At 71.0% G+C, this 24,349-nt stretch carries 22 protein-coding genes; 10 read left to right on the forward strand and 12 right to left on the reverse strand.

What is annotated here, in order from left to right; translation table 11 throughout:
• Nucleotides 1–13 precede the first annotated feature (13 nt).
• Nucleotides 14–3,607, forward strand: a complete 3,594-nt coding sequence (gene smc, locus JIN95_RS01720) for a chromosome segregation protein SMC (RefSeq protein WP_200530338.1) — start codon at nt 14–16, stop codon at nt 3,605–3,607.
• Complete coding sequence (locus JIN95_RS01725) at nt 3,600–4,568, forward strand: ScpA family protein (RefSeq protein ID WP_200530339.1); 969 nt, start codon at nt 3,600–3,602, stop codon at nt 4,566–4,568. The genes smc and JIN95_RS01725 overlap by 8 nt, the downstream gene beginning before the upstream one ends.
• Nucleotides 4,569–4,972: 404 nt before the next feature.
• Here the strand turns inward: JIN95_RS01725 and mtnP are convergent, their stop codons facing one another.
• From mtnP to JIN95_RS01740, 3 genes are read right to left on the reverse strand one after another with little or no spacing between them, the layout of a single operon-like run.
• On the reverse strand, nt 4,973–5,839 hold the full coding sequence (mtnP, locus tag JIN95_RS01730; RefSeq protein WP_095635248.1) for an S-methyl-5'-thioadenosine phosphorylase: 867 nt from the start codon (nt 5,837–5,839) through the stop codon (nt 4,973–4,975).
• A gap of 55 nt (nt 5,840–5,894) precedes the next feature.
• Nucleotides 5,895–6,890 (reverse strand): putative sulfate exporter family transporter, encoded by a 996-nt coding sequence (locus tag JIN95_RS01735; RefSeq protein ID WP_095635247.1) that lies wholly within the window; start codon nt 6,888–6,890, stop codon nt 5,895–5,897.
• Complete coding sequence (locus tag JIN95_RS01740; RefSeq protein ID WP_095635246.1) at nt 6,890–7,072, reverse strand: hypothetical protein; 183 nt, start codon at nt 7,070–7,072, stop codon at nt 6,890–6,892. Before JIN95_RS01740 ends, JIN95_RS01735 begins: the two co-directional genes overlap by 1 nt.
• A gap of 104 nt (nt 7,073–7,176) precedes the next feature.
• Here JIN95_RS01740 and JIN95_RS01745 point away from each other — a divergent pair, with 104 nt between their 5' ends.
• Nucleotides 7,177–8,604 carry an HD domain-containing protein gene (locus JIN95_RS01745; RefSeq protein WP_200530340.1) on the forward strand — a complete coding sequence of 476 codons (1,428 nt, stop codon included), beginning with the start codon at nt 7,177–7,179 and terminating at the stop codon, nt 8,602–8,604.
• A 56-nt stretch (nt 8,605–8,660) separates the two neighbouring features.
• Here the strand turns inward: JIN95_RS01745 and JIN95_RS01750 are convergent, their stop codons facing one another.
• The 5 genes from JIN95_RS01750 to JIN95_RS01770 form a co-directional block, all read right to left on the reverse strand.
• Nucleotides 8,661–8,945 (reverse strand): hypothetical protein, encoded by a 285-nt coding sequence (locus JIN95_RS01750; protein WP_095635244.1) that lies wholly within the window; start codon nt 8,943–8,945, stop codon nt 8,661–8,663.
• A 187-nt stretch (nt 8,946–9,132) separates the two neighbouring features.
• Entirely contained in the window at nt 9,133–10,590 is a 1,458-nt protein-coding gene (locus JIN95_RS01755) for an FAD-dependent oxidoreductase (protein WP_200530341.1), read from the reverse strand.
• A 144-nt stretch (nt 10,591–10,734) separates the two neighbouring features.
• Entirely contained in the window at nt 10,735–11,391 is a 657-nt protein-coding gene (locus tag JIN95_RS01760; RefSeq protein ID WP_200530342.1) for an HD domain-containing protein, read from the reverse strand.
• A 10-nt stretch (nt 11,392–11,401) separates the two neighbouring features.
• Nucleotides 11,402–12,097 carry a phosphoribosyltransferase gene (locus JIN95_RS01765; protein ID WP_200530343.1) on the reverse strand — a complete coding sequence of 232 codons (696 nt, stop codon included), beginning with the start codon at nt 12,095–12,097 and terminating at the stop codon, nt 11,402–11,404.
• 249 nt (nt 12,098–12,346) lie between these two features.
• The gene (locus tag JIN95_RS01770) at nt 12,347–12,724 is read right to left on the reverse strand and encodes a hypothetical protein (RefSeq protein WP_095635240.1); all 378 of its coding nucleotides are present in this window, start codon (nt 12,722–12,724) and stop codon (nt 12,347–12,349) included.
• A 132-nt stretch (nt 12,725–12,856) separates the two neighbouring features.
• Between JIN95_RS01770 and JIN95_RS01775 the strand changes: the two genes are divergently transcribed.
• From JIN95_RS01775 to kdgK1, 7 genes are all read left to right on the forward strand, one after another.
• Nucleotides 12,857–13,900 carry a PAS domain-containing sensor histidine kinase gene (locus JIN95_RS01775; RefSeq protein ID WP_095635239.1) on the forward strand — a complete coding sequence of 348 codons (1,044 nt, stop codon included), beginning with the start codon at nt 12,857–12,859 and terminating at the stop codon, nt 13,898–13,900.
• Nucleotides 13,901–14,016: 116 nt separating this feature from the next.
• Nucleotides 14,017–15,063 carry an MBL fold metallo-hydrolase gene (locus tag JIN95_RS01780; RefSeq protein WP_200530344.1) on the forward strand — a complete coding sequence of 349 codons (1,047 nt, stop codon included), beginning with the start codon at nt 14,017–14,019 and terminating at the stop codon, nt 15,061–15,063.
• 187 nt (nt 15,064–15,250) lie between these two features.
• Nucleotides 15,251–16,288 carry a DUF4129 domain-containing protein gene (locus JIN95_RS01785; RefSeq protein WP_200530345.1) on the forward strand — a complete coding sequence of 346 codons (1,038 nt, stop codon included), beginning with the start codon at nt 15,251–15,253 and terminating at the stop codon, nt 16,286–16,288.
• On the forward strand, nt 16,288–16,893 hold the full coding sequence (locus tag JIN95_RS01790) for a hypothetical protein (RefSeq protein ID WP_200530346.1): 606 nt from the start codon (nt 16,288–16,290) through the stop codon (nt 16,891–16,893). The genes JIN95_RS01785 and JIN95_RS01790 overlap by 1 nt, the downstream gene beginning before the upstream one ends.
• Nucleotides 16,890–18,344: a DUF58 domain-containing protein gene (locus JIN95_RS01795; protein WP_234699147.1), complete on the forward strand. Its 1,455-nt coding sequence runs from the start codon at nt 16,890–16,892 to the stop codon at nt 18,342–18,344. The genes JIN95_RS01790 and JIN95_RS01795 overlap by 4 nt, the downstream gene beginning before the upstream one ends.
• Nucleotides 18,284–18,910, forward strand: coding sequence for a hypothetical protein (locus JIN95_RS01800; protein WP_200530347.1), 627 nt, complete (start codon nt 18,284–18,286; stop codon nt 18,908–18,910). The genes JIN95_RS01795 and JIN95_RS01800 overlap by 61 nt, the downstream gene beginning before the upstream one ends.
• Nucleotides 18,911–19,048: 138 nt before the next feature.
• Nucleotides 19,049–20,014, forward strand: coding sequence for a bifunctional 2-dehydro-3-deoxygluconokinase/2-dehydro-3-deoxygalactonokinase (gene kdgK1, locus JIN95_RS01805; protein ID WP_198951469.1), 966 nt, complete (start codon nt 19,049–19,051; stop codon nt 20,012–20,014).
• A 93-nt stretch (nt 20,015–20,107) separates the two neighbouring features.
• Here kdgK1 and JIN95_RS01810 read toward each other — a convergent pair whose 3' ends face one another.
• The 4 genes from JIN95_RS01810 to JIN95_RS01825 form a co-directional block, all read right to left on the reverse strand.
• Nucleotides 20,108–20,914: a class I SAM-dependent methyltransferase gene (locus JIN95_RS01810; RefSeq protein ID WP_200530348.1), complete on the reverse strand. Its 807-nt coding sequence runs from the start codon at nt 20,912–20,914 to the stop codon at nt 20,108–20,110.
• 85 nt (nt 20,915–20,999) lie between these two features.
• The gene (locus JIN95_RS01815; protein ID WP_095635234.1) at nt 21,000–21,467 is read right to left on the reverse strand and encodes a hypothetical protein; all 468 of its coding nucleotides are present in this window, start codon (nt 21,465–21,467) and stop codon (nt 21,000–21,002) included.
• A gap of 186 nt (nt 21,468–21,653) precedes the next feature.
• Complete coding sequence (locus JIN95_RS01820) at nt 21,654–22,490, reverse strand: deoxyribonuclease IV (RefSeq protein WP_095635233.1); 837 nt, start codon at nt 22,488–22,490, stop codon at nt 21,654–21,656.
• A gap of 88 nt (nt 22,491–22,578) precedes the next feature.
• Nucleotides 22,579–23,478: a biotin/lipoate A/B protein ligase family protein gene (locus tag JIN95_RS01825; RefSeq protein WP_200530349.1), complete on the reverse strand. Its 900-nt coding sequence runs from the start codon at nt 23,476–23,478 to the stop codon at nt 22,579–22,581.
• Between the last annotated feature and the right edge of the window lie 871 nt (nt 23,479–24,349).

The raw sequence follows: 24,349 nt of genomic DNA on the forward strand, positions 1-24,349 counted from the left end.
ACCCTCCCGCGACATGCACATCACAGAAGTGGTCTTAGACGGGTTCAAGAGCTTCGGACGAACGACGAGGATCCCCTTTTATGACGACTTCACGGTCGTCACCGGACCGAACGGCTCCGGGAAGTCGAACATCATCGACGGGGTCCTCTTCGCACTCGGGCTAGCCCGCACCCGTGGGATCCGGGCGAAGAAGCTCACGGACCTGATCTACAACCCCGGCCACGACGACGGCGAGGGGTCCGGCGGCCCGAACGAGGCGTCGGTGACGGTCGTGCTCTCCAACGAGGACGGGACCCTCGACCGGTCGCAGGTCGTCTCCGCCGCCGGCACGGAGAACGTCGGCGACGTCTCGGAGATCACGATCAAGCGCCGCGTCAAGGAGACCGAGGACAACTACTACTCGTACTACTACCTCAACGGGCGGTCGGTGAACCTCTCGGACGTGCAGGACCTGCTCGCGGCCGCCGGCGTCACGCCGGAGGGGTACAACGTCGTGATGCAGGGCGACGTGACCGAGATCATCAACATGACCCCCTACCAGCGCCGGGGGATCGTCGACGAGATCGCGGGGGTCGCCGAGTTCGACGAGAAGAAGGAGGCCGCCTACGAGGAGTTAGAGACCGTCGAGGACCGGATCGAGGAGGCCGACCTCCGGATCGGCGAGAAGCAGGACCGGCTCGACCAGCTCGCCGACGAACGCGAGACCGCCCTCCAGTACCAACAGTTCCGCGACGAGTTAGAGGAGTACCGCGGCTTCCTCAAGGCGTCCGAGCTGGAGGAGAAGCGCGAGACGCTCGCGGGCGTCGAGGACGGCATCGACGACGCGGAGGCCGAGCTGGAGGAGCTCCGCGCCGAGCTCGACGCCAGACAGGGCAAGCTCACGCGGCTGGAGGAGGACTTAGCCGACCTCAACCACGAGATCGAGACCAAAGGCGAGGACGAGCAGATCGAGATCCGCTCGGAGATCGAGGAGGTGAAAGGCGAGATCTCGCGGTTGGAGGACAAGATCGAGGCCGCCGAGGAGCGCGCCGCGGAGGCCGAGACCGAGCGGCGCGACGCGTTCGTCCAGATCGATCGCAAAGAGGAGACGATCGAGGAGCTCGACGAGGAGATCCGCGAGGCGAAAGTCGAGAAGGCCTCGGTCAAATCGGAAATCGCCACGAAGCGCTCCGAGCTCGCCGACGTGGAGGCCGAGATCGAGGGCGCCGACACCGAGTTCGACGAGCTGAAAGCCGATCTCGCGGAGAAGAAGGAGTCGATCGAGTCGCTACGCGAGGAGAAAAACGAGCTGCAACGCGAGAAGGACCGCCTGCTCGACGAGGCCCGCCGGCGGTCGAACGCGGTGAGCGAGGCCCGCGAGGACCTCGAGGAGGCCCGCGAGTCGGTCCCCGAACACAAGGCGCGAGTCTCCGAGCTGAAGAGCGAGCTCGACAAGGCCGAGAAGAACGAGGCGACGATCGAGGACGCGGTCGCGGACCTGTTCGCGGAGAAGGCCGAGAAGAGCGAGGAGCTGGAGGCGGTCGAGGAGGACCTCCGCGAGAAGCAGAACGAGTACGCCAAGCTGGAGGCCGCCGCCGACGAGCGCGGCGACGCCTCGTGGCCGCGCGCGGTGACCGAGGTGAAGAACGGCGGGATCGACGGGGTCCACGGCGCGGTCGGCGAGCTCGGCTCCGTCGAGGCCGAGTACGCCGAGGCCTGCGAGACGGCGGCCGGCGGGCGGCTCGCCAACGTCGTCGTCGACGACGACGGCGTGGGGTCGACGTGTATCGACTACCTCAAGCGGCGGAACGCGGGCCGGGCGACGTTCCTCCCGATCACGGAGATGGACGACCGGAGCCTCCCGCGGAAGCCCTCGATGCCCGGCGTCGTCGGCTTCGCGCGCAACCTCGTCGACTACGACGCCGCGTACGAGGGGATCTTCTCGTACGTGCTCGGCTCCACGCTGGTCGTCGAGGACATGGACACCGCCCGCGACCTGATGGGCGACTACCGGATGGTGACGCTCGACGGCGACCTCGTCGAGAAGTCCGGCGCGATGACCGGCGGGTCGGGCGGCGGCTCCCGGTACGCGTTCACGAAGTCCGGCGGCGGGAAGCTCGAACGGCTCGCGACCGAGATCTCGGACCTGGAGGACGAGCGGCAGGCGCTCCAGGCGGAGATCGACGCGCTGGAAGACGACATCGACGACGCGCGGGACCGGAAGGCCGACGCCGCGGAGCGCGTCCGGTCGCTGGAGGCAGACGTGGAGCGCGCCGAAGACGAGCTGGCGGACGCCGAGGCGCGCATCGGCGAGCTGGAGACCGAGCTCGAGGAGCTGGAGGCGGAACGCGAGTCGGTCGACGCGGAGATGAGCGAGCTGGACGCCGAGATCGACGGGCTGAACGCGGAGATCGACGAGCTGGACGCCGAGATCGACGACATCGAGGCGGAGCTGGCCGACTCGAAGATCCCGGAGCTCTCGGAGCGCGCCGACGAGATCCGCGGCGAGATCTCGGATCTTGAAGACCGGATGAGCTCGCTCGACGGGCGGCAAAACGAGCTGGAGTTAGAGAAGGGGTACGCCGAGGACGCGGTCGACGACCTCCACGACACGGTCGAGACGGCGCAGAACCGGAAGGCCGAGGCCGAGGAGGCGATCGCCGAGCACGAGGCGGCGATCGACGAGAAGGAGGGGACGCTGGCGGAGAAACGCGAGGCGATCGCCGACCTGGAGGAGGAGCTCGAGGAGCTGAAGGCCGACCGCGAGGACCTCCGCGAGGAGATCACCGAGGCGACCCGCGAGCGCGACGAGCAGCGCTCGCTCGTCTCCGAGGCGGAGTCGGACCTCGAGGACCTGACCGACCGCCGCGACCGGCTGGCGTGGGAGATCGACGAGCTGGAGTCGCAGGTCGGCGAGTACGACGCCGAGGAGATCCCGGACCTCGACGAGGTGGAGTCGCGCATCGAGGATCTGGAGGCTGAGATGGAGGCGCTCGAGCCCGTCAACATGCTCGCGATCGACGAGTACGACGAGGTCGAGGAGAAGCTGGAGACGCTCCAGGAGCGCCGCGACGTCTTGGTCGAGGAGCGGGACGCGATCGAGGAGCGCATCGAGGGGTACGAGGCCGAGAAGAAGCGGACGTTCATGGAGACGTTCGAGTCGATCAACGACCACTTCGAGGAGATCTTCGCGCGCCTCTCAGCTGGCAGCGGTGAGCTCCTGTTGGAGAACCCCGAGGACCCCTTCGAGGAGGGGCTGACGATGAAGGCGCAGCCCGCCGACAAGCCGGTCCAGCGGCTCGACGCGATGAGCGGCGGCGAGAAGTCGCTGACCGCGCTCTCCTTCATCTTCGCGATCCAGCGGCACAACCCCGCGCCGTTCTACGCGCTCGACGAGATCGACGCGTTCCTCGACGCGGTCAACGCTGAGCGCGTCGGCGAGATGATCGAGGAGCTGGCCGAGGAGGCCCAGTTCGTCGTCGTCGGCCACCGCTCGGCGCTGTTGGAGCGCTCCGACCGCGCCATCGGCGTCACGATGCAGGGCGACAACCTCTCCGCCGTGACGGGGATGCAGTTCGGCGACGGCGGCGACGGCGAGGAGGAACCGGAGGTGACCGCGGATGACTGAGCCGCCGGAGTCCGGAGGCGTCCCGGACTTGGACCTCACGAGCGAGCGCGGCGGCGGGTCGCAGGGCGGGTCGCTTCCCGAGACCCCCGGCGGCGAGGGGGCGCCCGAGCGCGACGCGGACGACGCTGGGACCGACGGAGAGTCCGACGACGCGCCCGGCGAAGACGGCGAGGTCGAGCCCGTCGAGCTCCTCGTCCAGCTCGCCGAGGAGGGCGAGATCGAGCCGTGGGACATCGACATCGTGCAGGTGACCGACGCGTTCTTAGAGAAGCTCGACGAGACGGACCTCCGGACGACCGGACGCGCCCTCTTCTACGCTAGCGTCCTGCTCCGGATGAAAAGCGACGGCATGCTGGCCGACGACGACGACGAGGACGACGAGCCCGAGCCGGAGCCGTGGGAGGTCGCGATGGAGGGCGGCGCGCCCGACCCCGCAGACGGCGACTTCGACCCCGTCGACGAGCTGGAGGCCGAGATGGACCGCCGGCTCGACCGGAAGAACACCCGGGGCTCGCCGGAGACGCTCGACGAGCTGGTCCGGGAGCTCCGCGAGGCCGAGCGCGGCTCGTGGTGGAAGGACTCCCGTGAGTACGACACCTCCGAGTCGCCGCACGGCCACGCCCGCGGCACCCAGACGCTCGACTACCACGCCGGCGACGAGTTCCGACAGGACGGCGAGCCGACCGCCGGCGAGGCGACCGACCGCACCCACGACGAGGACATCGAGGAGGTGATCGTGGAGATCGACAACGTCCTCCGGACCCACTTCGACCGCGGGCGGACGGAGGTGCTGTTCGCGGAGATCGAGACGGCGGGCGGGCGCCCGTTCATGACGTACCTCGCGCTGCTGTTCATGGCCCACCGCGGCTCGGTGCGGCTCCAGCAGGACGACTTCTTCGGCGACCTGTGGGTGAAAGACCCCGCGGCGATGGCCGGGGAATCCGAGGCGATCGCGGACTAGTACGTTTTCGAGGTTACAGTCGTCTCCAGAGCCCCAGACGCTCGCTTATAAGCGGTCGGTCACGGCGGATCGACAGTGAACACCTCCAAAGCCCCAGCCGCTCGGTTATAAGCGGTCGGTTACGGCGGATCGACAGTGAACACCTCCAAAGCCCCAGCCGCGACGACTCGCGTGGCTCGCTGCGCTCCTCGGTCGCTCGTTTCACTCGCTCCCTGCGGTGCTTGCGTCGCCAAGCGTCGTCCTCGCGGCTGCCCCTTTGAGTCCCACCCGCCCCGCACAGCACCGCACCTCATACCTCCCCAGCCTCGCGGTTCGCGCTCTCCGAGCGCTCACCGCTCCCTCGCGCGTACACCTCGCGCCCGTCGGGCGCTCGGCGGCACGCGCCGCCGCATCGCGGGTTCAGTTTATAAGTAGTCGCCCAGCAGCGGCTCGACGCGGTCGCGCGTCGCCTCCGGGATGGCCTCGGTCGGCGTGTTGACGGTGCCCTCCAGCGAGGTGTGCGCCTCGCACTCTAAGTCGTCCGGGAGCGACCGGACGGCCTCCTCGACGGCGGCCTTGATCGCTTTCTGGTTCTGCTCGGCGTTCTCCAGCACCTCTTCGAGCGTCACCTCGCTGTCCTCCTTCCACACGTCGTAGTCGGTGACGCCGGCGATCGTCGCGTACGCGATCTCGGCCTCGCGGGCGAGCTTCGCCTCCGGGATCGCGGTCATCCCGACCAGGTCCCACCCTTGGGCCTTATAAAACTCCGACTCCGCGCGCGTGGAGTACTGCGGGCCCTCGATGCAGACGTAGGTGCCGCCCTTCACCACGTCCGTGTCGGGGGAGGTGGAGGCCTCCGCGGCCTCGGTGAGGTGGTCGACCAGCTCCGGGCTGTACGGATCGGCGAACGGCTGGTGGACGACGACGCCGTCGCCGTAGAAGGACAGATCGCGGTGCTTCGTCCGGTCGTAGATCTGGTCGGGCACGACGAGCGTGCCGGGCTCCAGCTCCTCTTTTAAGCTCCCGACCGCGTTCGACGCGAAGACGTGGGTGACGCCCGCCTGCTTCAGCGCGTACATGTTCGCGCGGTACGGGAGGTCCGTGGGCGAGACGCCGTGGTCCGAGCCGTGCCGGGGGAGGAAGGCGACCTCCTTGCCGGTGTCCGCGAACTCGCCGATCGTGATCGCGTCGCTGGGCTCGCCGTAGGGCGTGTCGTACTCGACCTCGCGCACGTCGTTCAGCGGGAGCGCCTCGTAGATGCCGCTGCCCCCGATGAAGCCGATGGTGCTCATACCCGAAGTGCGCCCGCCCGCTACTTATACGGACTGAAGCGGACCGAGACGGGGGTTACAGCAGCCATCGCACCGCCGCCAGCGCGAGCGCGCTCACGACGAGCAGGTGGACGAGGACCGCGCCGACGGCGGCCCCGCCGACCGCGCGCATCTCGCGGAGTCGGATCGAGAGTCCGAGGCCGACGAACGCCAGCGTGAACAGGGCGTCGGAGACCCGCCCGATCGACGCCAACGCGGCCGGCGAGAGGAGCCCGGTGTTCGCCACCGCGGCGACCGCGAGGAAGCCGAGGAGGAACTTCGGGAACTCCGCCCACAGCCGGCGCACGCCGGGGTCCGTCGCCGAGCGCGCGGTGTACGCCAGCGAGTAGGCGACCGCGACACCCCCCAAAAGGGAGTTGCGCGCGAGCTTCGTCACGGTCGCCCACTGGCCCGCCTCGGGCGAGTGCGCGAACCCCGCGGCCGCGACCGGACCGGTCGAGAACATGCTCACGCCGGCCCAGACGCCGAACTGCCGGCCGGTGAGCCCGAGCCACTCGCCGGCGACCGGGAACGCCACGAGCGTGACGGCGTCGAAGAGGAGGACCGTCGCCGCCGCGAACGTGATCGCCGACCCGCGCGCGTCGAGCACGCGCCCGATCGCGACGACCGCGGAGACCCCGCAGACGCTCGCGCCTGCGGCCAGCAGCGAGGGCGTCGTCCCGTCGAGTCGAAACAGCCCTCGGGCGATCAGTTCGGCGAGCAGGAGCCCGCCGGCGACCGTCGCGACGACGAGCCCGAGCACGGTCGGCCCCGCGGCGAGGAACTCCTCGACGACGACCGCCGCGCCCAGCAGGACGATCCCGGTCTCCAAGAACAGCTTGTCGACGCCGACGCCGGGCGCGGCCGCCTCGGGCGTCCCGACCGTGTTGCCGACGAGCGCGCCGACCGCGACCGCGACGACGAGGGGCTGCAGCCCGTCGACCGCGCCGGCGACGAGCTGCGAGAGGAGCGCCCCGGCGGAAAGGAGCGCGAGACCGGGGAGGTACGGCCGAGCCGCGGCGGCGACGCCCATCAGAAGCGGCCCGCGGCCTGCGCCGCGGCGTGGGCGGCGACGATCCCCAGTCCGAGCGCGAGCGCCTGCCAGCCGCGGTCGAGCGCGGTCCACCGGTCGACGAGCGGGGAACCGGTTGCTGCGGGGCCCGCGTCGTCTGCGGCGTCCGTCCCGTCGCCCGTGCCGGCGGCGTCCGATACCATGGACGTGCGTCGTCACGCTCGCACTTATAGGACGTGACCGCGGGCGAACCGGAGGGCTCGGACCGAAAGACGCACGTCGCGGGGCGGTGTCGTGTCGACAATCGATGCCCACCACCCAGATCAAAGACCCCGTCCACGGCTACGTCGAGCTGCCGGACGCGCTCGTCGAGGGCGTCGTCGACACCCGACCGTTCCAGCGGCTGCGGTACGTCCGCCAGCTCTCGGCGACGCACCTCGTGTACCCGGGCGCGAACCACACCCGGTTCGAGCACTCGCTGGGCGTCTACCACCTCGGCCGGACCGTCTTCGAGAACCTCCGGCAGCAGCCGTACTTCACGCGGGACGCGACGACCGACGAGCTGGAGGAGATCCAGCGCACGCTGGAGTGCGCCTGCCTGCTCCACGACGTGGGGCACCCGCCCTTCTCGCACCTCTCCGAGCGGTTCCTCGACGAGGGGGTCCTCCGGGACCGCGTCGCGGAGGCCGGGCTGGTCGACGCCTTCGATCGGGCCGGCGTCGGCGGCGCCCCGCTCCGGTCGGCGAACCCCCACGAACTGCTCGGCTGCGTGATCGTCGTCGAGGAGTACGGCGACGCGCTCCGCGCGTTCGACGTGGACCCCTTCGAGGTGTGCGCGTATGTGCTCGGCTACAGCCTCGCGTACGAGCGCGGCGAGCCGTGGCAGTACGGGGTCGGCGCCCAGCTGCTCCACTCCCCCATCGACGTGGACCGGCTCGACTACATCACCCGGGACAACGAGATGACCGGCGCGGGCGTGTTGAGCTTCGACGTCGAGCGCATGGTCGACGCCTACACCGCCCACCCCGAGGAGGGACTGGCGCTCTCGGAGAAGGCGTTATCGACCATCGGCAACTACCTCGAAGGCCGGATCGCGTTATACATGTGGGTCACCCAACACCACAAGTCGGTGTACGCGAATCGACTCTTACAGGCGATGCTCGGCGAGTACGCGGCCGAAACCGGCGAGAGCCCGGTCACGGTCGACGGGATACTCGACCGCGAGCTGGACGACAACGCGGTGCTCGAACGCCTCAAGCTCGCCGCCCGCGAGCGCCCCGACTCGACGCTGGCGTCGATGCACGACCGCTTCCGCGGGCGGCGCTTCCCGGCCACCTGCTGGAAACACCGGATCGCCTTGGCCGACCGGGTGGGAGGCGACCTCGGCGGCGATAGCGAGAAGGGTCGCGGTCCCCGCTTAGACGAGTTCACGACGTGGCTCACCGCGAACGACGACCGCCTCGAAGCGCTCCTCGCCGACACCCTCGACGTGCCGGTCCACGAGGTGTGGATCGACCGGTCGTACGTGCCCGCCTACGACCCCGACGAGCTGGAGGACATCCCCATCGCGTACGGCGGGACGACTCGGTCCGTCGGCGACTGGGGGCTGTACGGCGACCGCGCGTTCGACGTGCCGATCCCCTTCGTGTTCGTGCCCGACGGAACGAAGCGGCGGGCGATCCGCGTGCTCCGCGAGGCGTTCGAGCGGGAGGTCGGCGAAGAAACGCCGGCGTGAAAACGAGTCAGCGAGGAGCGTCTACGTGGCGAGCGGGACCGGTCGTGAGAGGCGCGTTATCGGCCGGGGGCATTCCCCGCGGCGCCGTTCGCGGCGTCGCTCGCGCCCTCGGCCGCGTCGCTCCCGGCTTCGGCGACGCCGCTCCCGCCGGGCGTCAGCTCGCTGATCGTCTCGCCGAGCCCGCCCGCGGCGTCGCCGGCCGAGGAGCCGACCTCGGCGAGGATCTCCTGGACGAACGCGGGCGCCTGCGAGGCGGCGTCGGCCGGCGGGCCGACCTGCAGGGCGGTTCGGGCCGCGTCGGTTGCGAGCGTTGCCGTCGTGAGCGGATCTGCTTCGAACATTGCGATTCGGCCTAGCGGGTGATTGGATAAAAGGGACGACGGCCCTGCAGCCGGTTTGGACCCGATTTGAGCCGAGTTAATCCGGCTGTATCCGACTCAACACGGATAGCGACGCCGTGTGGCGGCGGCGGCCGGTATCGAGAGAAAACGCGACTCGAGTCCCGGCGCGCGCGTCGATCTGACGGGATCAGTCGTCGGCTTCGGCGGGGACGCGGTCGTCGGAGTCGTCGGAGTCGTCGTCGGCAGCGTCTCCCTCCGTCTCGTCCTCGTCGGCGTCCGCCTCCGCGTCGCCGTCACCGTCGACGTCGTCGACCCGCGGGAAGTTCTCGATCGTCGCCTCGCGGAAGGCCGCCTCGTCGAACTCGTGGTCCTCGTCGAAGAAGTCGAGGACCGTCCGCACGTCGGTCATCGCGTTCTTCAGCGCGGTCGAGGCGCCCGGCGAGGGCGTGATGTTGAATAAGACCCCGTCGCCGGTGATCTTCGCTTCGCCCATGTCGAGCTCCTTGGTCTCCGTGTTGACGATCTGCGGGCGCACGCCGCCGTACCCCTTCGCGCGCTCGATGTCGTCGACGTCGACCGACGGGACGACCTTCTGGACGTTCGGGAGAAACGCGCGCTTCCCGACCTCGGGGAGGTCGTACACGAGGTTGCGCACGACGTAGGGGAACAGGATGCGGTCCGAGAGGATGTTGACGTAGCTCAGGACCGACGCGGGCGAGAAGCCGAACACGTCGGCGAAGTCGCCCACGGTGGAGAGCCGACCGCGTTCGAGCGCCGGGACGAGCTTCGCGGTGGGCCCGAAGCGGGTGACGCCCTGGTCGTGCACGTCGGCGTCGCCGTGGACCGCGGCGAACGGGAGCTTCTTCATCTGGAGCGTGTACACCTTCCCGTTCAGCAGGTCGTCGGCGAGGAAGAAGCTCCCCGCGACCGGGAGCAGCGACATGTGCTCACCGTACCCCATCTCCTTCGCGAACTGGAGGCTGTGGGAGCCGGCGGCGACGACGACCGCGTCGGCCTCGAAGTCGCCGTCGTCGGTCTCGACGGTGAACCCGTCGCGGCCCTCGTCGACGTTCTCGACTTCGGTACCGAGGTGGACGCCCACGCCCTCCTCCTCGCGGGCGGCGTCGACGAACGACTTCGCGACCGCGCCGTAGTCGACGACGTAGCCGTCGGGCGTCTGGAGCGCCTTGAGCTCCGTGTCGGGGTCGCGGCCCTCGACGACCTTCGGCTCCAGCTCCGCGATCTCCTCGCGGCCGATCTCGCGCAGCTTCGGGAAGAGGTCGCCGAACCCGTTCTCGCGGTAGCGCTCCTCTAGCTTGGCGACCTCCTCGTCGCCGACGCCGAGCACCATCTTGCTGCGCTTGCTGTGCATCTCCCGGTCCGGGTCCGTCCCCTCGAGGTAGCCCGCGAGCAGCTCGGCGCCCTCCTTGACCTCCTCGGCCTTCTCTAAGGTGTAGTTCGTCTCGATGTCGCCGAAGTGCAGCGTCTGGGAGTTGTTCGTCCGGTGGGAGTTGATCGCCGCGATCTCCCGCTCCTTCTCGATCAGCGTCACGTCGTCGATGTCGGTGAACTTCGCGACCGTGTACAGAAGCGACGCCCCGCTGATTCCCCCGCCGACGATAATCAGATCAGTGTTCTCGGACATGCGTGGTGAAAGCTCTCACTCCCCGAAACGAACTCGGCCGTTAACGTTCTTGCTATCTCTCGCCGCTGATCGGCCGGGAGAGGACCTACAGTCGTCGTTTTTGAGGTTCGACAGATGTCGTATGGGGGCGAGGTGTCGGACTTGCTACCTCCCGTCGCGGGCCGCCCGGTACCGTTCGCGGAGTCGATCGAACAGCGCCCGCCCGGTCTCGGTCCGGAGGCGGGGTTCGGTCGTCGCGAAGAACTCGTCGAGGTCGTCGTACTCGCGGAACGCCTCCGGGTCGCCGTCGGCGGGGTCGTACCGGTCGCCGCGCTCGTAGATTACCGCCTGCAGACAGACGTCGAGCAGGTCGCACTCCTTGACGAGGACCGCCTCTGGCGACTCGCGGGCCTCGTACGCCTCCCACGCGTCGCGGACGCGGTCCGGGAGCGGTCCGGCGAGGTCCGCCATCGCCTCGCGCTCGGCGGCCTCCTTGGCGTTCGGGTCCACCGAGTCCGCGGTCGAATCGGCGCGCGTCGCGATATCGCCGGTCTCGGCCTCCGCGACGTCGTGGACGACCGCGAGCCGGAGCGCGCGGTCGAGGTCGACGCCGGGCAGGTCCTCGCGGAACCGGTCGCCGAGCGCCAGAACGAGGTACGCGACGCCCCACGCGTGCGCGGCGACCGACTCGGGGGCCTCGACGCCGCGGAGCTGCCAGCCCGTGCGCCGCTCGTCTTTCAGGGCGTAGGCGTCGAGGAGCGCGTCGAGCGCGGGGGCGGCGTCGTCGTTCGGGGTCGGGTCCGGATCGTCGTCCGCGGTCATCCCCGGCCGGCTACTCCGCGAGCGTCCAAGCGTCTTCGCCGGCGCGGTCGGCCACGTCGCGCCGGACCATCTCGTCGAGCACCTCGTCGAGGCGGTCGGGCTGTGCGACCTCCATCTCGATGCGGCCGATGCCGTGGTACTCCTCGAGGTAGTGTCGGACGTCCTCGCGGTCGAACACGTTCTTGTCGGCGCGCTCCATCGCGCCCTCGGTGAGGTCGATCATGTCTTCGAGGAAGTTCCACGGGTAGACGACCCACGTCCACTGCTCGAGCCGCTCGCCGACGAAGTCGGGCTGGAACTCGGAGGTGCCCAACAGCTGGAGCGTGGCGGTCCGGACCTCCCCCGCGTCGCGGTCCTCGACGTACTCCTCGGCGCGGCGGATCGAACCGCCGGTGTCCGCGATGTCGTCGATTATCAGGACGTTCTTCCCCTCGACGCTCCCCTCCGGCATCGGGTAGCGGATCTGGGGCTCGTCGCTCTTCTCGGCGGCGCCGACGTAGTGTTCCATCTTCAGGCTCGTCAGGTCGTTGAGCCCGAGGAAGTCGCAGATACACCGCCCGGCGAACCAGCCGCCGCGGGCCAGCGCGACGACCACGTCCGGCTCGAAGTCGGCGCGCTTCACCGCGTTCGACACGTTGCGGCAGAGCCCGTAGATGTACTCCCAGTTGGTCAGAGTGCAGTCGAAGTCGTCCGGGAGATCGCTCATACGACCGCTTCTCCCACCCGCGCGCTGATAAGGGTTTACAACGTTCCCAGCGAGGAATCGGCCGCGGCGACCAGCACGGCACGCCGACACGAACGCCTCTGCGGCGGCGCGTGCCTCCGAGCGCCCTGATACGGGCGCGAGTAGTGAGAGACCGATGCTCTCTCTGACGGCCGGCGCTTATAAATGCCGGTCGACGAGGGCGGGGCTTTGGCGGTGTTCACCGCCGTCGATCCGCGATCAAACGGACCGCTACGCCAGTACGATCGACGCCCCGTAGATCACTATCGCTCCGACCGCGCCGACGGCCAGCGACTTCGCGTTCAGCCGGACCGCGCGCCGGCGGTCCGCCGCGAGCGCCTCTGCGTCGGCCACCTCCTGTGTCCCCTCGCCGGTGTCGAAGACGCCGATCCCGGCGAACCCGACGCAGAACCGCTCGCGGTACTGGAAGTAGCCCATCGCAGCGCCGTACAGCGGGAACAGCGAGGCCAACAGCGCCCATTGCGGCCACCCCATCGCGAGGACCGCGGCGACGGTGACGACCGCGAGCAGCAGCGACCCGACGCCGAGGAGGAGCCGCCGCCGCTGCTGGGCCGGTCCGATGTTGCACACGCCCGGTTGATACTCCATACCGATCCCACGGGGTCCGCGTTCCAAAAGGGTCCGGATCGGCGCGGGGGTCGGCGCGTTTCGTCCCCCGGAACGGCGCTTTCGACGGCCCATTTATAACCGAACGGCCGAAAGGAACGTCCGAGAAGAGCCATGACGGATGAGTCGCCTCGGGACAGGGAGCTACGGCGGTACGAGACCATTCTCGACTCGCTTGACGACGCGGTCTACGCCGTGCGTCCCGACGGGACCATCGCGTACGTCAACGCTCGCTACGCCGAGATGAAGGGCGTGACCCGCGAGGAGCTGATCGGGACCCAGATCTACGACTGGGTGACCGAGGAGGCCGCGGAGAGGGCGAGGGAGGTGCGCCGCGAGATCGAGGCCGGGGAGCGGGAGGCCGGCGCGGTCGAGTACGAGTTCCTCACCGCCGACGGCGACCGGTTCCCGGTGGAGATGCGGTTCAATCGGCTCGTCGAGGGACTGGGCGGGGAGGACGCGTCCAAACTCGACCGCGTCGGCGTCATCCGAGACGTCCGCGAACGGAAGCAACGCGAGGAGGCCCTCAAAGAGAAGAACGAGCGACTCGAGGAGTTCGCGAACATCGTCTCGCACGACCTCCGGAACCCGCTCAACGTCGCCCAAGGGCGGCTGGAACTCGCTCGCGAAGAGCACGACTCCGAGCACCTCGCGGGCGTCGCCGACGCCCACGAGCGGATGGCGACGCTCATCGACGACCTCCTGACGCTCGCCCGCGACGGCGACGGGAACGAGGAGACGGAGCGGGTCCCCCTCCGGGAGTTCGTCGAGTCGTGCTGGGAGGGCGTCGAGACCGGGTCGGCCTCGCTTCGGGTCGAGACCGACGCCGCGGTCCGCGCGGACCGGAGCCGCCTCAGACAGCTCTTCGAGAACCTCCTGCGAAACAGTGTCGAGCACGCCGGCGAGGGCGTCACGGTGACGGTCGGAGACCTGGACGACGGCGACGGCTTCTACGTCGCCGACGACGGTCCGGGGATCCCCGAGATCGACCGCGAGGCGGTGTTCGAGGCGGGGTACACCACGAGCGACGACGGGACCGGGTTCGGCCTCGAAATCGTCGAGTCCGTCGCGGACGCCCACGGCTGGGACGTGCGCCTCACCGACGCCGCGGGCGGCGGCGCCCGGTTCGAGTTCGCCGGTGTCGACGTGCTCGACTGAGTCCGCGCGCCGGACCGCTCGCGCCGGAGCGCCTCCACTGGATCGCCCGCGCCGTCGCCCCCGCCGTCGCTTTCCGCGGTGACAACCCTCAAAAGGGCTCCCGACGACCCTCCCGTGTGAAACGGATCCAGCTCGGCAACACCGTCTTCGAGGGCGAAAACGACGCGTACCTGCTCGACGGCGAGACGACCGCGCTCGTCGACACCGGGGTCGCGCTCTCCGACGTGCGCGCGGAGCTGGAGGCCGGCCTCGCCGAGCACGGGTACTCCTTCGCCGACGTGGACGCGGTCGCGCTCACCCACTGGCACCCCGACCACGCCGGGTTGGCCGGCGAGATACAGGCCGAAGGCGGCGCGGACGTGTACGTCCACGCGGCGGACGCGCCGCTCGTCGACGGGAGCGAGCCCCCGCTGTTCCTCGACCGCGACCTCCAGCGCGAGACGTTCGACCGGTGGGGGATGCCCGAGCCGGACCGGGAGCGACTGACCGCCTTCTTCGACGCGGTGAGCGCCGACCTCAGCGGCCGCCCCGCCGACGTAACGACGTTCGGCGACGGGGACGCGATCGAGGTCGGGGGCGTCGAACTCGAGGCGGTCCACCTGCCGGGCCACACCGCCGGACTCACCGGGTTCGCGTTCGACCCGCGAGCGGTCACCGGCCACGAGCCGGTCGGGGGCGCGGACGCGACCGAAGAGCTGTTCGCCGGCGACGCGCTCCTCCCGCGGTACACCCCGAACGTCGGCGGCGCCGACGTGCGGGTCGACGCGCCGCTGGCCGCCTACGCGGAGAGCCTCGCGCGGATCGTCGCCCGCGACTTCGACGCGGCCCACCCCGGTCACCGCGAGCGGATCGACGAGCCGGGCCTGCGGGCCGCGACGATCCTCGACCACCACCGGCACCGCACGCGGCGGGTGCTCGACGTGCTCGCCGACGGGGGACCGGCGACCGCGTGGGAGGTGTCGGCCGCGCTGTTCGGCGAGCTCTCGGAGATCCACGTCCTCCACGGGCCGGGCGAGGCGTTCGCGCACCTCGATCACCTCGCGGACGCCGGCGTCGTCGAGCGCGACGGGACCGCGTACCGACTGGTCGACCCGGAGCCGGACGTCGACGCGCTGTTCCCGACGACCCCCCTCGACGACGCGGTCGACGGCTCGGAGGGGTAGGCGGCGACCCTCCCACTCCAACCCCCGATCCGACCTCCCACTCCAACCCCCGATCCGACCTCCCACTCCAACCCCCGATCCGACCTCCCACTCCAACCCCCGATCCGACCCCCCGCTCCGACCCCCTGCGCTCCGCCGCCCGTTCCCCCGCCGAAAGCTATTCCCCCGAGACCGCGTATCCACGGACGTGAAGCGGGACGCCCTCCTCGCGGTCGCCCTCGCCCTCCTCGCGGTCGTCGCGCTCGGCGTCGCCGCCGCCACGCTCGACTCCGCCGTCAGCCTCGACGGCGGCGGGTTCGGCGGGGCCCAGGGCGACGCGCCGAGCGCCGGCGACGGCCCGGGCGATCCGGGGCTCTCCCCGTCGCCGGGCGGCGAGACGACGCTCGCGACGCAGCCGCTGTGTTACGAGTCCCTCCGCGAGCCGCCGGCCGTGCTCCTCCTCTCCGGGCTCGTCGTCGGGATCGCGGCGATCGCCTACCGCGACACGCGCTCGCCGCTCGCCGCCCTCGCGGCCGCCGCCGCGGTCGGCGTCCCGATCTGGCTGCTGTGGACGGCGCTGACGACCTGCGGCGCGACCCAGACCGGGAGCGAGTTCGAGTTCGGCATCGCCGGCCCGGACGACGGAATCGTGCCGGAGGGAGCGGCCGGCGGCGCGGGAGCCGGCGGGGGCGAGGGGGCGGCGTCGGCGCCGGAGCTCCTGTTCGCGGTCGTCGTGGTCGCCGCGCTCGTCGCCAGCGTCGGGGTGCTCCTCCTCGCCGGCGGCGACGACGACGCGACGCCGGGCGACAGTGCCGCGGCCGAGGAGGACCCCGAGGAGCCGACGCCCGACCTCGCCGCGGTCGGCCGGACCGCCGGCGAAGCCGCGGACCGGATCGAGTCGTCCGACGCCGACAACGAGGTGTACCGTGCCTGGCGCGACATGACGGCCGTGCTCGACGTGGACCGCCCCGCCTCCTCGACGCCCGCGGAGTTCGCGGCCGCGGCGGTCGACGCGGGCGTCGACGAGGAGCCCGTCGCGGCACTCACCGACGTGTTCGAGCGAGTCCGGTACGGCGGCGCGGCCGCGACCGACGACCGCGAGCGCAGGGCCGTCGAGGCGCTGCGCCGGATCGAGGAGCGGCACGGGGACGGCGAGGGGAACGGTGGCAGCGAGGGGCACTGGGACGGGAGGCGCGGAGACGCGGAGCGCCGAGACGACCCGACGCGTTCCGGGGGTGACCGGTAGTGCGTCCCCTCGCGCTCGTCGGGGTCGCGGCGGTCGCGGTCGGGTTCGTCGCCGTCGCGAACCGCGGCGTCGCCGCCGCCATCGACCCCTCGACCCTCGTCGTCACCCTGATCGGCGCGCTCGCCGTCGTACAGGGTGTCCGGTACGCGAACGAGCGCCGCGGTCGGGACCGGCGGACAGCCGACCCCGGCGAGCCGGAGCGCCGAGCGCCCGCGACGGTGCCCGGGGCCGACCTCGACGAGCGGATCGCCCGGATGACCGCCGCCTCGCCCGGTGCGTACGCCTCCCGGCGCGAGCTTCGCGAGCGGGCCCGGGCCGTCGCGGTCGCGGCGGTCGCCAGAGAGCGAAACTGTTCGACCGCGGCGGCCGAGCGGGCCGTCGACGTCGGGACGTGGACGGACGACCGGACCGCGGCCGCGTTCTTCGCGGGCGACGCGTCGTACCCGATCCGGGTCCGGCTCCGAGCCGCGGTCCGGGGGCGCTCGCGGTACGGATACGGGCTCCGCGCGGCGATCGACGCGATCGGGCGGCTCGATGCCGGGGAGACAGGGGGCTCCGATACCGCGTCGGCTCCGACTCCCGATCCGGCGGAGGCGGTGCGATGAGCGGCGGCGCCGCCGGCGAGGTCGAGGGTGACGACTCCGAGAGCGACGCCCCCCAGAGCGACGACGCGACCCGTGAGCCGTTGAACAGCGGGACGGAGCCGGCGAACAGCGAGACGGAGCCGGCGAACAGCGAGACGGAGCCGACGACCGAGCGCACGCCCCTCCGCAGGTCCGAGACGGGCCGGTGGGACGGGATCGCCGGGGTCGCGCTCGCGCTCGTCGGGGTCGGAGTCGTCGCCCGGCAGCCCGGGCTCGTGCTGACCGGCGCCGTCGGCGTGGGGTACGCCGTCTACGCCCGGATCGGCGAGGCGGGCGAGGCGACGGTCGAGCTCGAACGGACCGTGAGCGACGACGCGCCCGAGCCGGGCGACGAGGTGGTCGTCGCGGTCCGCGCGCGCAACGTCGGCGACGCCCCCCTGCCGGACCTCCGGCTCGTCGACGGGGTGCCGCCCGGGCTGGAGGTCGTCGACGGCCCCGCGCGGATCGCGACCGCGCTCCGCCCGGGGGCGACGGCGGCCTTCGAGTACACCGTCCGGGCGACCCGTGGCGAACACGAGTGGGGGCCGGCGCGGGCGATCACGCGGGACCCGGCCGGCTCTCGGGAGCGCACCACCGGGCTCGCGACCCCCACGCGGATCGCCTGCACCCCCGAGCTGTCCGCGGGCGGCGACCTCCCCCTCCGGGGGTTGACGACCGTCTACCACGGCCGCGTCCCCACCGACGTCGGCGGCGCCGGCGTCGAGTTCCACGCCACCCGGGAGTACCGCCGCGGCGACCCGATCAAGCGGATCGACTGGAATCGGCGGGCGCGGACGGGGGAGCTGGCGACGCTCGACCTCCGCGAGGAGCGCGCCGCGACCGTCGTGCTCCTGATCGACGCGCGCGAGTCGGCGTACGCCGCGACCGAACCGGACGCCGACACCGCCGTGGAGGCGAGCGTCGAGGCCGCCGGGCAGGCGTTCACCGCGCTGCTCGACGGCGGGGACCGGGTCGGGATCGCAGCGCTCGGCCCGCGCGACTGCTGGCTCCGGCCGGGCGCGGGCACCGCGCACGCGGCCCGCGGGCGCGAGACGCTGGCCACCGACCCCGCGCTGGCGCCGACGCCGAGCGAGGGGCGGTTCTACGGGTCGCTGTGGCTCCGCCGGTTCCGGCGGCGGCTCCCCGCCGACGCGCAGGTGCTCTTCTTCACCCCCCTCCTGGACGACTTCGCGGCGTCGCTCGCGCGCCGGATCGACGCCCGCGGCCACCTCGTCACCGTCCTCTCGCCCGACGTGACCGCCGGCGACGACCGCGACGATCCCGCCGGCGACACCCCCGGGACGCGGCTGGTCGCGTTCGAGCGCCGCGAGCGGCTCCGCGACCTGCGCGGGGCGGGGATCCGCGCGGTCGAGTGGGGCGACCGGTCGTTCCCCGTCGCGGTCGCGCGGGCCACCGGGAGGTGGTCGCGGTGAGCCGGCGAGAGGCGACTGCCGGCGACGGGGACGAGGCGGCCCCCATCGACGCGGACTCCCTCGACGCCAGCGACCGCGAGCGCGACGCTCGCCCCCCGACGCTCGCGGTCGTCGGGAGCCTCGTCGCCGGCGCGGTCGCGGCGCTGGCCGCGCTCCTCGCCGCCCCGATCGGCGGGGCGCTCGTCGGGCTCGCGGCGCTCGGCCTCCTCGCCGGGTCGCTCCGGCGGTCCCACCGGCTCCTCTCGTGGGCGGCGGGGATCGGCGCGGTCGGGATCGCGGTCGCGGGGTACCGCGGCGGCGCGGTCGAGCCCCTGCTCGCGGCCGGCGTCGCGCTCGCGCTCGCGTGGGACCTCGCGGACCACGGGGTCTCGCTCGGCGAGCAGGTCGGCCGGGAGGCGCGGACGCGCCGGAACGTCGCGGTCCACGCCGGGACGAACCTGCTCGCGGGCGGACTCTCGATCGCGGTCGTCTACGGGGCGTATCTGGCCGCCGCGGGCAGCCAGCCGGTCGCGGCGCTCGCGCTGCTCCTGTTCGGGGCGGTCGCGCTGGCGTCGGCGGTGCGGTGACCGTCGGTAGTGGGTGACCGTCGGCCCGCGCGACCCGCCGCCGATCGCGGGTCCTTTTGTACTCCCTCGCCGACGCTCCGGTATGCACACCGTAGTCACCGGATCGACCGCGGAGCCCCCGGCGACCGTCCCCGCGGGGTGGTCGGCGTGACGGACCTCGTGACGTTCGGCGAGACGATGCTCCGGCTCTCGCCGCCGCGCGGCGAGCGGCTGGAGACCACCGACAGCCTCGGCGTGCAGGCGGGCGGCGCGGAGAGCAACGTGGCGGTCGGCGCCGCGCGGCTCGGCGCCGACGCCGTCTGGCTCTCGAAGCTCCCGGAGTCGCCGCTCGGGCGTCGGATCGTCGGCGAGCTCCGGAGCCACGGCGTCCGGACCGGCGTCTCGTGGGCCGACCCCGAGACGAGCCGGCTGGGGACGTACTACCTCGAACACGGCGGGGAGCCGCGCGGGACGAACGTGATCTACGACCGCGCGGACGCCGCGATCACGACGGTCACGCCCGCGGAGCTGCCGACCGGGGCGCTGGAGTCGGCCGACCGCTTCCACACGACCGGGATCACGCCCGCGCTCTCGGACCGGGCCGCGGAGACGACGACGGCCCTGCTCCGCGCCGCGGGCGAGGCCGGCGCGACGCGCTCACTCGACCTCAACTACCGGGCGAAGCTCTGGGACCCCGAGACCGCCCGCGCCGCCTACGAGGGGCTGTTCGAACACGTCGACACCCTGTTCGTCCCCCGGAGAGACGCCCGCGAGGTGCTGGATCGGGAGGGAGACGCGGTCGAGATCGCCCACGGGCTCGCGTCCGCGTTCGGCTTCGAGACGGTGGTCGTCACCCGCGGCACGGAGGGCGCGGTCGCGCTCCGGAACGGCGAGGTGTACGAGCAGGGCGTGTTCGAGGCCGACACGTTCGACGCGATCGGCACCGGCGACGCGTTCGTCGCCGGCTACCTCGCGAAGCGGACCGACGGCGGCGACGTGGCCGACGCGCTGGAGTGGGCCGCCGCGGCCGCCGCGCTGAAGCGCACCGTCGACGGCGACCTCGCGGTGATCACGCCCGACGACGTCGAAAGCGTCGTCGGCGGCGAAGGCGGGATCAATCGGTAGCGGGCTTTTTGAACGACCGTGTGGCGTGGGCCGCGGGACTGTCTGCGATCCGCGTCACGCTCTCTCGACCTCGCGTCACGCTCTCCCGACCCGCTACCGAACCCGTCCCACGGTCACGTCGAAGGGGACGCGCTCGACGCGCTCGTACTCGTCGTTCCCGATGGCGTCGACCACTTCGCGCCCCATCTCGCGCCAGCGCCGCCGCAGGTCGTCGTACGCGCGCTCGGAGGTCGCCGCGATCAGCTCCGCGCGGTGGTCGGCCAGCCCCGCGCCGGAGGCCTTCCGCGCCGCGGCGGTCAGGTCCGGCTCCGCGTACGGCGCCGCGACCCGCTTCTCGTGGACGTACCGGCCGGTCCGCACGTCGCCGAGCCCCGCCGCTTCGAACGCCTCGCGGACCCGGTCGCCGAGGGCAACGTCGGTGTCGACTCCCCGCAGGTACGCCTCCCGCGCCTCCCGCTCTAATCGCTCCTCGGCGTCGACGGTGGAGGTCACCGTCACGTCGGCGTTGTCGGGCTCGATCGCGGCGACCAGGTCGGAAGAGACTCGCGCGAACTCCCGGACCGCGGCGGCGGGGTCGGGGAGGTTGATGAGGAGGGCCTGACAGACCGCCAGATCGACGGCGTCGTCCGGGAGCGGGAGCCGCGTCGCGTCGCCGGCGACGTACGGAAGCCCGGTCTCCTCGCGGGCGACGCGCAGGAGCTCCGGGTCCGCGTCGATCCCGAGCACGGCCGCGTCGGGCGGGGTCTCGGCGTCGAGGACGCGGGTCAGCTCCCCGGTGCCGCAGCCGGCGTCGAGGACGCGGCGGCGGCTCGGCAGGTCGAGGTCCGCGAGGGCCTCCCGGTCGTCGGCCCACATCCCGCGCCGGGTGTGTTCGAGGTACTCCGCGGAGAAGCGTCGCACGTCCCCGCGTTCGGCGCAGGGGAGAATAAACATACGGAACTCGGTCCCGCTCGCTGCCGTCGGCGCCCTCGCCGCCGGCGCCGCCTCACTCGGCGTCGTCCGTCTCGTCACCGCCCCCGATCCCCGCCAGGTCCGCGAGGAGCGCGGCGGTGACTCCGGCGCAGTAGCCGACGAACGCCCCGCTCAGTCCGACGAGGGCGAACGACATCGTCACCCCGCCCAGCGGCGCGTCGCCGCCGCCCACGCCGGGGACGCCGAACACGGTCCCGACGACCACGAGCGCGGCGAACACGAGGGCGGGCACGACGCCCACCGTCAGGCACGCCGGGCCGCCGCAACGCGCGTACGCGCCCGCCGCGGCGATCGGCGCCGGCGCGTAGAACACCAACAGCGGGACGAGCCGGTCGGTCACCGCCGCCGCGGCCCGGATGTCCGCGAGCTCGGCGACGACTGCCAACGCCACCGCCAGCGCCACGAGGCCGGCGAATCCCACGACCATCGTGAGGGCCAACCGACGCCGCTGCCCGATGAGCAGCGCTCTCGTGGTGGTCATGTCCGTGGATCACAGCTCCGGGTACATAAAGGCGCGTCGGACACTCTTAAGCGATTCAACGAATTTCCGGGGATTCCCCCGTGCGAGTCCCCGTCCGTCCGAGTCTCAGTCGTCCGTCACTCCGCCCGACCCTCAGTCGTCCGTCACTCCGCCCGACCCTCAGTCGTTCGTCACTCCGCCTGAACCTCAGTCCGCCCGCAGCTCGCGGACGCGGTCGATGTTCCACGCGAAGCTCTTGCCGTCCTCCGTCGGCGTCTCCAGCGCGAGGGGCACGTCCGCCAGATCCGGGTGGTTCAGGAACCGCTCCATCCCCGCTTCGCCGATCAGTCCCTCGCCGATGTGGGCGTGCTCGTCCTTGTTGGTGCCGCAGGCGTGCTTCGAGTCGTTGAGGTGGACGTACTCGAGGTGCTCTAACCCGACCACGTCGTCGAACTCCCCGATCGTCTGATCGACCGCCTCGGGCGTCGAGAGGTCGTATCCCGCCGCGAACGCGTGGGCGGTGTCGATACAGACGTCGATGTCGGTCTCGGTGCGGTCGATGATCCCGGCCAGGTGCTCGAACTCGCCGCCGAGCTTCGTGCCGGCGCCCGCGTCGCTCTCGATCAGGATCGTGACGCCGTCCGGCACGTCGATGTCGTCGATCACCGACGCCGCGTTGTCGAGCCCGCCCTCGACGCCCGCGCCCGTGTGTGCGCCGAGGTGGACGTTGACGTACGGAATGCCGAGCTTGTCGGCCGCGTCGACCTCCTTCTGCATCGAGTCGAGCGACTTCTCGCGGAGCCCCTCCTTGGGCGTACAGAGGTTGACGAGGTAGGAGGTGTGGATCACCCACGGTCCCTCCAGCTCGCGCGCGGTGCCCTCGCGGAACCGCTCGGCCTCCTCGTCGCCGATGTTCGGGTCCTGCCACACCTGCGGGGAGTGGGTGAATATCTGTCCGCAGTTGCCCCCGACCTCTACCTGGTTCTCGACCGCGTTGTCCACGCCGCCCGCGATCGAGACGTGCGCGCCGACCTTGAGACTCATACCGTCTCCACGCGAGCGCCGGAAAAAGCCCCTTCGGAACCGGGCGGGAGTCCCGTCGTCCGCTTCCGTCGAAGAACCGTCAGCGGTGCTATCCGTCCGCGCCCCCGCCACTGTTCCCGGGACGGGTCCGGACCCACTCGTCGTCCCGGTACTTCGTCTCGACGAGCTCCGCCGCGCGCCGGAGCTCCTCGTCGGTCCACGACGCGTCCCGATCGATGTCGACGTCCCCGCGGTCACCGCCCTCTCCGGCGTCGCCCTCTCCGACCACCCACGCGACGAGCGCCGCCTCCACCGCCGCCACCGCGTCCGCCCGATCGATCGCGGCAAGCTCGTCCATCCCGACGACCCGGTCGCGGAACGCGCTCGCGGTCACCGGCGGGTCCGCGAACGTCCCGAGGTGTCGCTCCGCCTCGACCGAGAACGTCAGCGAGCCGTGCTGGATGACGGCGTCCCGCTTCCGGTACTGGGCGTTGCCGGCGATCTTCCGCCGCTCCTCGGCGACGCCGTCCCTCCCGCCGCCCGCCACCACGTCGTGCGCCGGGTGAAGCTCCCGCAGGTAACACGCCGGGTGGTACAGCTCCGGCACCGACTCCTCGACGTAGTCCGCGTCGATCCCGAGCCGGTCGAACGCGTCGAGGACGGGCTCGCAGAGCAGGTGGTAGCAGTCGAGCAGTTCGCCCGGCACGTCGGCCGCCGGGACGGCGATCGAGTAGGCGACGTCCCCGAAGCCGTCGTGGTAGATCCCGCCGCCGCCGGTCTGGCGCCGGGTCACGTCGATCCCCTCGCGCTCGCAGAACGCCCAGTCCACCGTCTCCGGGTCCTGTCGGTACCCGAGAGTGAGACAGCTCGGGTCCCACCGGTACGTCCGCACGGTGGCGGGCCCGCCGGCGGCCGCCGTCTCCGCCGCGACCTCGTCGAGCGCCATCTGCATCGGCCCCGGCCGCGCCTCCTCCCGGATCAGCCGCCAGTCGCCCGCGGGCGCGGTCACCGTCGACCACCCGCGCTCCGCGATCGTCGCTCGCCTCTCTCCTTCGCTCCGTCCGCGTGCATACGCCCCACGTCGCCGCCCCGGCCGAAAGCGGTTGCGTTCGGGGCGCCGCGCCCCGACACGTCACGACCGAACCGCCGGACGCGATCTCGGACGGGTCGACGCGATGTCGAACGAACTGCCCCGATCGCGTTCGATCACCGAGACGTATAGATTATCAATGTATTATTTAAAATTGGTAGTTCTGTGATCTTAGAGAACAGGATCGAAGCGGATGCTAGAAAAAACCGCCTATAGATCCCCAATAGGTGCGTTTAGATTGTATTAGACCTGATCAAATAGTTGTCTGGTTTAAAATGGGTATAAGACCAAAAAGAGACTATATTTGCCAAATAAATATATATTCAGCATAAATATTGGGTATAATAGACCACACAAACAAAAAATGTTGAGATAAACTCAGAAAAGAGAGATCTAGAATTACTAACAGAATTCTGGTATGATTATCAAAATATATGGTTTCTTATCATTATGAAGATAGCGGGTCGATCGGCTTCTCGACGTTCGCCGAATTCGGGTCCCAATGGTCTGAATGACTTTACAGAACTATGGCTGTAATAGGATTCTTTGTCCGCTGTCGGCTTCCCGCTGCGATCGCTGTCTCTCGGCCCGCGCGCCGGGTATCTCTCGTGGGACCGACTCTCCCGCACGGCTACGATCAGTAACGATCATCTCTGATCTGTCCCGCGACGCGGGATACCGAGCGCAGTCGAATCGTTCGATCCGCGTTACTTCCGTCGATGCGATCGCCGAATATCGGCCGGAATGCGGAGATGACCTCGTCGGTCGCCGTACATGTCGGTCGGTTCCG

Source organism: Halorubrum sp. LN27, from assembly GCF_016635065.1.
GTDB lineage: Archaea > Halobacteriota > Halobacteria > Halobacteriales > Haloferacaceae > Halorubrum > Halorubrum salipaludis.